The sequence below is a fragment of the Sphingopyxis sp. genome, assembly GCF_016463645.1.
Taxonomy (GTDB): Bacteria; Pseudomonadota; Alphaproteobacteria; order Sphingomonadales; family Sphingomonadaceae; genus Sphingopyxis.
Window position 1 is genome coordinate 1 of the sequence record NZ_JAEMQX010000195.1, and the last position, 4,710, is coordinate 4,710.

Consider the following 4,710-nt stretch of genomic DNA (forward strand, 5'->3'; position numbering starts at 1 on the left):
AGCGCGGTGTTGAGCGCGGTCTGCCCGCCCATCGTCGGCAGCACCGCGTCGGGGCGCTCCTTCGCGATGATCTTTGCGACGATCTCGGGCGTGATCGGTTCGACATAGGTCGCATCGGCGAGGTCGGGATCGGTCATGATCGTCGCCGGATTGGAGTTGACGAGGACGATGCGATAGCCCTCCTCCTTCAGCGCCTTGATCGCCTGCGTCCCCGAATAGTCGAACTCGCACGCCTGACCGATAACGATCGGGCCGGCGCCGATGACGAGAATGGATTGGATGTCGGTTCTTTTGGGCATTATTTCTGTTCTTCTCTTGGGTGCATTTCGTTGCCGACGAAGCCGAGTTTGATGTGGTTCGCGAATTGAGGTTTCTTCAGTTCGCGAAGAAGGCAATCGACCGCTTCATATTTTTCGTCGGCCGAGGGCAGGACAGTAACTTGATTGTCGCTGCCGAGTTTCAACACACTGTGTTTGATTTCGCACTCCGTCTCGACGCGTGCCAGCATCGATTTCAGTCGCTCGGTATCGGCGTCCACGGGCGGATTTTCAGGGCTTTTTGCGCACCCCGCAAGCAGCGTAGCGAGGATGATGACCCGGACCGCCGAGCCTTTCATTTAAGCCCCCCAACAAATTTCTCGAACAGATAGAAGCTGTCCTGCGGCCCCGGACTCGCCTCGGGGTGATATTGCACGCTGAACGCGTTCTTGCCCGTGATCGCGATGCCGCAGTTCGATCCGTCGAACAGGCTCTTGTGCGTTTCGACCACGCCCTTAGGCAAGGTCGCGGCGTCGACCGCGAAGCCGTGGTTCATGCTGGTGATCTCGACCACGCCATCTTCGGCGCGCTGCACCGGATGGTTCGCGCCGCGGTGGCCCTGATGCATTTTCACCGTCTTGGCGCCCGCCGCGATGCCCAGCATCTGGTGGCCGAGGCAGATGCCGAAGATCGGCACGTCGCGCTCGAGCAATCCCTGTATCACCGGCACCGCATAGTCGCCCGTCGCGGAAGGGTCGCCGGGGCCGTTCGAGAGGAACACGCCCGCCGGCTGATGCTCCAGTACTTCGTCGAGGCTCGCGGTCGCGGGCACCACGGTGACGCGCGCACCGGCTTTCACGAGGTTGCGGAAGATATTGTCCTTCGCGCCATAATCGATCGCGACGACATGCGGGCGCTCGCCGCCGTCCTCGGTCGCATAGCCATGCCCCAGCGTCCACGCGCCGCCGGTCCAGTCGCCCGTGTCGGTGCGGCTGACCGCCTTCGCAAGGTCCATGCCCTCGAGCCCCGACCAGCCGCGCGCCATGGCGAGAAGCTCGTCGATGTCGAATTTGCCGTCTGCACTGTGCGCGATCACGCCATTCGGCGCGCCCGCATCGCGGATGCGGCGCGTCAGCGCGCGCGTGTCGATGCCCGCAAGCCCGATCACGCCCTGTTCGGTCATCCATTCGGGGAGCGTCTGGACGCTGCGAAAGTTGCTTGGCTGCGTCGGCAGCTCGCGCGTGATCGCGCCGAGCGCGCCGTGCACGCCGCGTTCCATATCCTCGGGGTTCGCGCCGACATTGCCGATGTGCGGGAAGGTGAAGGTAACGATCTGCCCGGCATAGGAGGGGTCGGTCAGGATTTCCTGATAGCCCGTCATCGACGTGTTGAAACAAATCTCACCTACGCTGGCTCCGGCGGCGCCATAGCCCACGCCCCACAGGATCGTGCCATCGGCAAGGACGAGGACGCCGGTGGCTCCAGAAGGCGCGGCGGATGGATTGGCTGGTGCCATTTAAACTGCTCCGGACGGGGGGCTAAACGGCCGACCAAGTAGGAGGCAAAAAAGTGATTCACAAGCTATCGGATTTGGAATCTTCCCGCTAGGGAGGGTCTTTCCGAAATTTGCAGCGCATGGGGACACGTGATGATTCGCGACGACATCAAGGCTGCGCAGGTTGCCGCCATGAAAAGCGGCGACAAGGCGCGGCTCGGCACCATCCGGCTGATGCTGGCCAAGATCAAGGACAAGGACATCGAACTCCGCACCGGCACGGCGCCGGCCGACGACGATGTGCTCGTCACCGACGTCTTGCAGAAAATGGTCAAGCAGCGCCGCGAATCGATCACCATGTACGAACAGGGCGGACGGCAGGAACTCGCCGACATCGAGGCGGCCGAGGTCGCGGTGATCGAGGATTTCCTGCCCGCGCAGCTTTCGGAAGCCGATGCGACCGCGGCGATCAAGGCGATCGTCGACGAGCTTGGCGCAACCAGCCCGAAGGACATGGGCAAGGTCATGGCCGCGGTGAAGGAGCGGCTCGGAAGCCAGCTCGACATGAGCAAGGCAAGCGGCTGGGTGAAGGCGGCGCTCTCCTGAGACACACTCTCCCCGCCTGCTTGCGGGCGGGTGTCGGCAGGGGCATATCGAAGATATGACCCTCACCCCGCAATGGCTGGACGAACTGCGATCGCGGATCACGCTGTCGACGCTTATCGGGCGGACGGTCAAGGTCACGCGCGCCGGGCGCGAGTACAAGGCGTGCTGCCCATTCCATAACGAAAAGACGCCCAGCTTCACGATCAACGACGAAAAGGGTTTCTACCACTGCTTCGGCTGCTCAGCGCATGGCGACGCGATCCGCTGGATGACCGACCAGCGTGGCCTCAGCTTCATGGATGCGGTGAAGGAGCTCGCCGCCGAAGCCGGCATGGATGTTCCCGCCCCCGACCCGCGCGCCGCGAAAAAGGCCGAGGAGCAGGCGAGCCTGCGCGACGTGACGCAGGCGGCGGCCGAGTGGTTCGCGCAGCAACTCGGCAGCAGCAACGGCGCCCCCGCACGCGAATATCTCGCGAAACGCGGCATTTCGGAAGCGACGCGCAAGGCGTTCGGCTTCGGCCTCGCGCCCGACAGCAGGACGGCGCTCAAAGAGGCGCTCAAGAAATTCCCGACCGCGATGCTCATCGAGGCGGGGATGCTGATAGCGGTCGACGACAAGGAACCCTACGACCGTTTCCGCGGGCGGCTGATGCTCCCGATCCGCGACGCGCGCGGGCGGGTGATCGCATTCGGCGGGCGCATCCTCGGCGGCGGTGAGCCCAAATATCTGAACTCGCCCGACACGCCGCTCTTCGACAAGGGCCGCACGCTCTACAATCTCGACAAGGCGAGCCCCGCGTCGCGGCAGACGAACCGGATCATCGTCGTCGAGGGCTATATGGACGTGATCGCGCTCGCCGAGGCGGGGATCGCCGACGCCGTCGCACCGCTCGGTACCGCGCTCACCGAGAACCAATTGGGCATGATCTGGCGGATGGTGCCCGTTCCCGTCCTATGCTTCGATGGCGACAGCGCAGGACAGAAAGCGGCGATGCGCGCCGCGATGCGCGCCCTCCCCCTGCTCCGCCCCGGCTTCAGCCTGTCCTTCGCGACTCTCCCGGCCGGGCAAGATCCCGACGACCTCGTCCGCGCGCGCAGCGCCGAGGGCTTCACGGCGATCCTCGAGGACGCGCAACCGCTCGTCGAGCGCCTATGGGCGCACGAGGTCGCCGCGGGCCCGCTGACCACCCCCGAGGAGCGCGCCGCATTGAAAACGCGCCTCCTCGCGCACGCCGACGCGATACAGGATGCCGATGTCCGTCATCATTATCGCGAGGCCTTCCGCGAACGGCTCGACGGGCTGTTCGCGCGCAAACAGCCCGAACGCTCGCCGCGCCAGCCGTGGACGCCCAACGCACCACGCGGGAGCAATCGCCGCTTCGCCCCCGACCCGCGTCTGCAACCTCCGGCCGACGAAACGCGTTCCATCGGGCAGGCCGGAATTTCGGCGCCTTATATCGCGGCGCTGATCGGCGGATTGCTGCGCTATCCCGAGGCGCTCCGGCGCAATGAGGAGGCGTTGACACGCCTGCCGGTGAGCGATTCAGGCGATGCCGAGCTGCTCGGTGTAATGCTTGACAGCGCAATGTGCCGGGAAGGGCTTGATTGCGAGGGGTTGCTTGCCATATTGGAGCCGATGAAAGTGTATAATAGGGCGACGACATTGCTCAGAGCCGACGGAATGCACTTCTCGTTCAATCGCAGGCTGGAAAGCAGTGACGAGGCCGCAGCGGCGCGCGAAACGGCGCTTCGTGACCTCGACGAATATATCGGCGTGCTGGTCACCCAGCCCGAAATCCGCGAGCGGCTGGCACAGGCCACCGCGGATTTCCAGCGCACGATGGATGACGAAGGCCTGGCGCGGCAGCAGAAACTGCGCGCCATGGATGAGGACCTGACCCGCCGCTTGGCCGCGCTGTCCGAGAGCAGCAGCCAATAACGACCAGCAAATGCCCTTTCAGGCAGGAAGAATAGATGGCCACCAAGAACACCGAAGCCGATACCGACGCCCCGCTGATCGACCTCAACGAGGCCGACGTCAAAAAGCTGATCGCGCGCGGCAAGAAGCGCGGTTACCTGACCTATGACGAGCTCAATGCGGCGTTGCCGCAGGACGAGATGTCGTCGGAGCAGATCGAGGACATCATGTCGGCGATCTCCGACATGGGCATCAACATCGTCGAAAGCGACGAGGATGTGCAGGAAGAGGCCGACGCCGAACCCGACGATGAAGTCGATGTCAGCGCCGGCACCGGTTCGGTTTCGAACCCGGCGATCGAAAAGAAGAAGGAAACGGTCGATCGCACCGACGATCCCGTTCGCATGTACCTGCGCGAAATGGGCGCGGTCGAG

6 protein-coding genes are annotated in these 4,710 nt (G+C 64.1%); 3 read left to right on the forward strand and 3 right to left on the reverse strand.

Translation table 11 applies throughout. The annotated features are described in order from the left end of the window. The 3 genes from JHC57_RS21160 to carA form a co-directional block, all read right to left on the reverse strand. Positions 1–299, reverse strand: a 299-nt coding sequence (locus JHC57_RS21160; protein WP_294032557.1) for a hypothetical protein, incomplete at its 3' end; no start/stop codon positions are given. Beyond that, entirely contained in the window at positions 299–616 is a 318-nt protein-coding gene (locus tag JHC57_RS21165; RefSeq protein WP_294032558.1) for a hypothetical protein, read from the reverse strand. The genes JHC57_RS21160 and JHC57_RS21165, both read right to left, overlap by 1 nt. Then, positions 613–1,773 carry a glutamine-hydrolyzing carbamoyl-phosphate synthase small subunit gene (carA, locus tag JHC57_RS21170; protein WP_294032559.1) on the reverse strand — a complete coding sequence of 387 codons (1,161 nt, stop codon included), beginning with the start codon at positions 1,771–1,773 and terminating at the stop codon, positions 613–615. The genes JHC57_RS21165 and carA overlap by 4 nt, the downstream gene beginning before the upstream one ends. A 132-nt stretch (positions 1,774–1,905) precedes the next feature. Between carA and JHC57_RS21175 the strand changes: the two genes are divergently transcribed. From JHC57_RS21175 to JHC57_RS21185, 3 genes are all read left to right on the forward strand, one after another. Further along, complete coding sequence (locus tag JHC57_RS21175; protein ID WP_294032560.1) at positions 1,906–2,358, forward strand: GatB/YqeY domain-containing protein; 453 nt, start codon at positions 1,906–1,908, stop codon at positions 2,356–2,358. A gap of 55 nt (positions 2,359–2,413) precedes the next feature. After that, positions 2,414–4,297, forward strand: coding sequence for a DNA primase (gene dnaG / locus JHC57_RS21180; protein WP_294032561.1), 1,884 nt, complete (start codon positions 2,414–2,416; stop codon positions 4,295–4,297). Positions 4,298–4,332: 35 nt separating this feature from the next. Further along, positions 4,333–4,710, forward strand: a 378-nt coding sequence (locus JHC57_RS21185) for an RNA polymerase sigma factor region1.1 domain-containing protein (protein ID WP_294032562.1), incomplete at its 3' end; no start/stop codon positions are given.

What these genes read in the sequence shown, in the direction of transcription:
- JHC57_RS21165 (WP_294032558.1), bottom strand. Translation starts at nt 616, where the DNA reads ATGAAAGGCTCGGCGGTCCGGGTCATCATCCTCGCTACGCTGCTTGCG.
- dnaG (WP_294032561.1), top strand. Translation starts at nt 2,414, where the DNA reads ATGACCCTCACCCCGCAATGGCTGGACGAACTGCGATCGCGGATCACG.
- JHC57_RS21175 (WP_294032560.1), top strand. Translation starts at nt 1,906, where the DNA reads ATGATTCGCGACGACATCAAGGCTGCGCAGGTTGCCGCCATGAAAAGC.
- carA (WP_294032559.1), bottom strand. Translation starts at nt 1,773, where the DNA reads ATGGCACCAGCCAATCCATCCGCCGCGCCTTCTGGAGCCACCGGCGTC.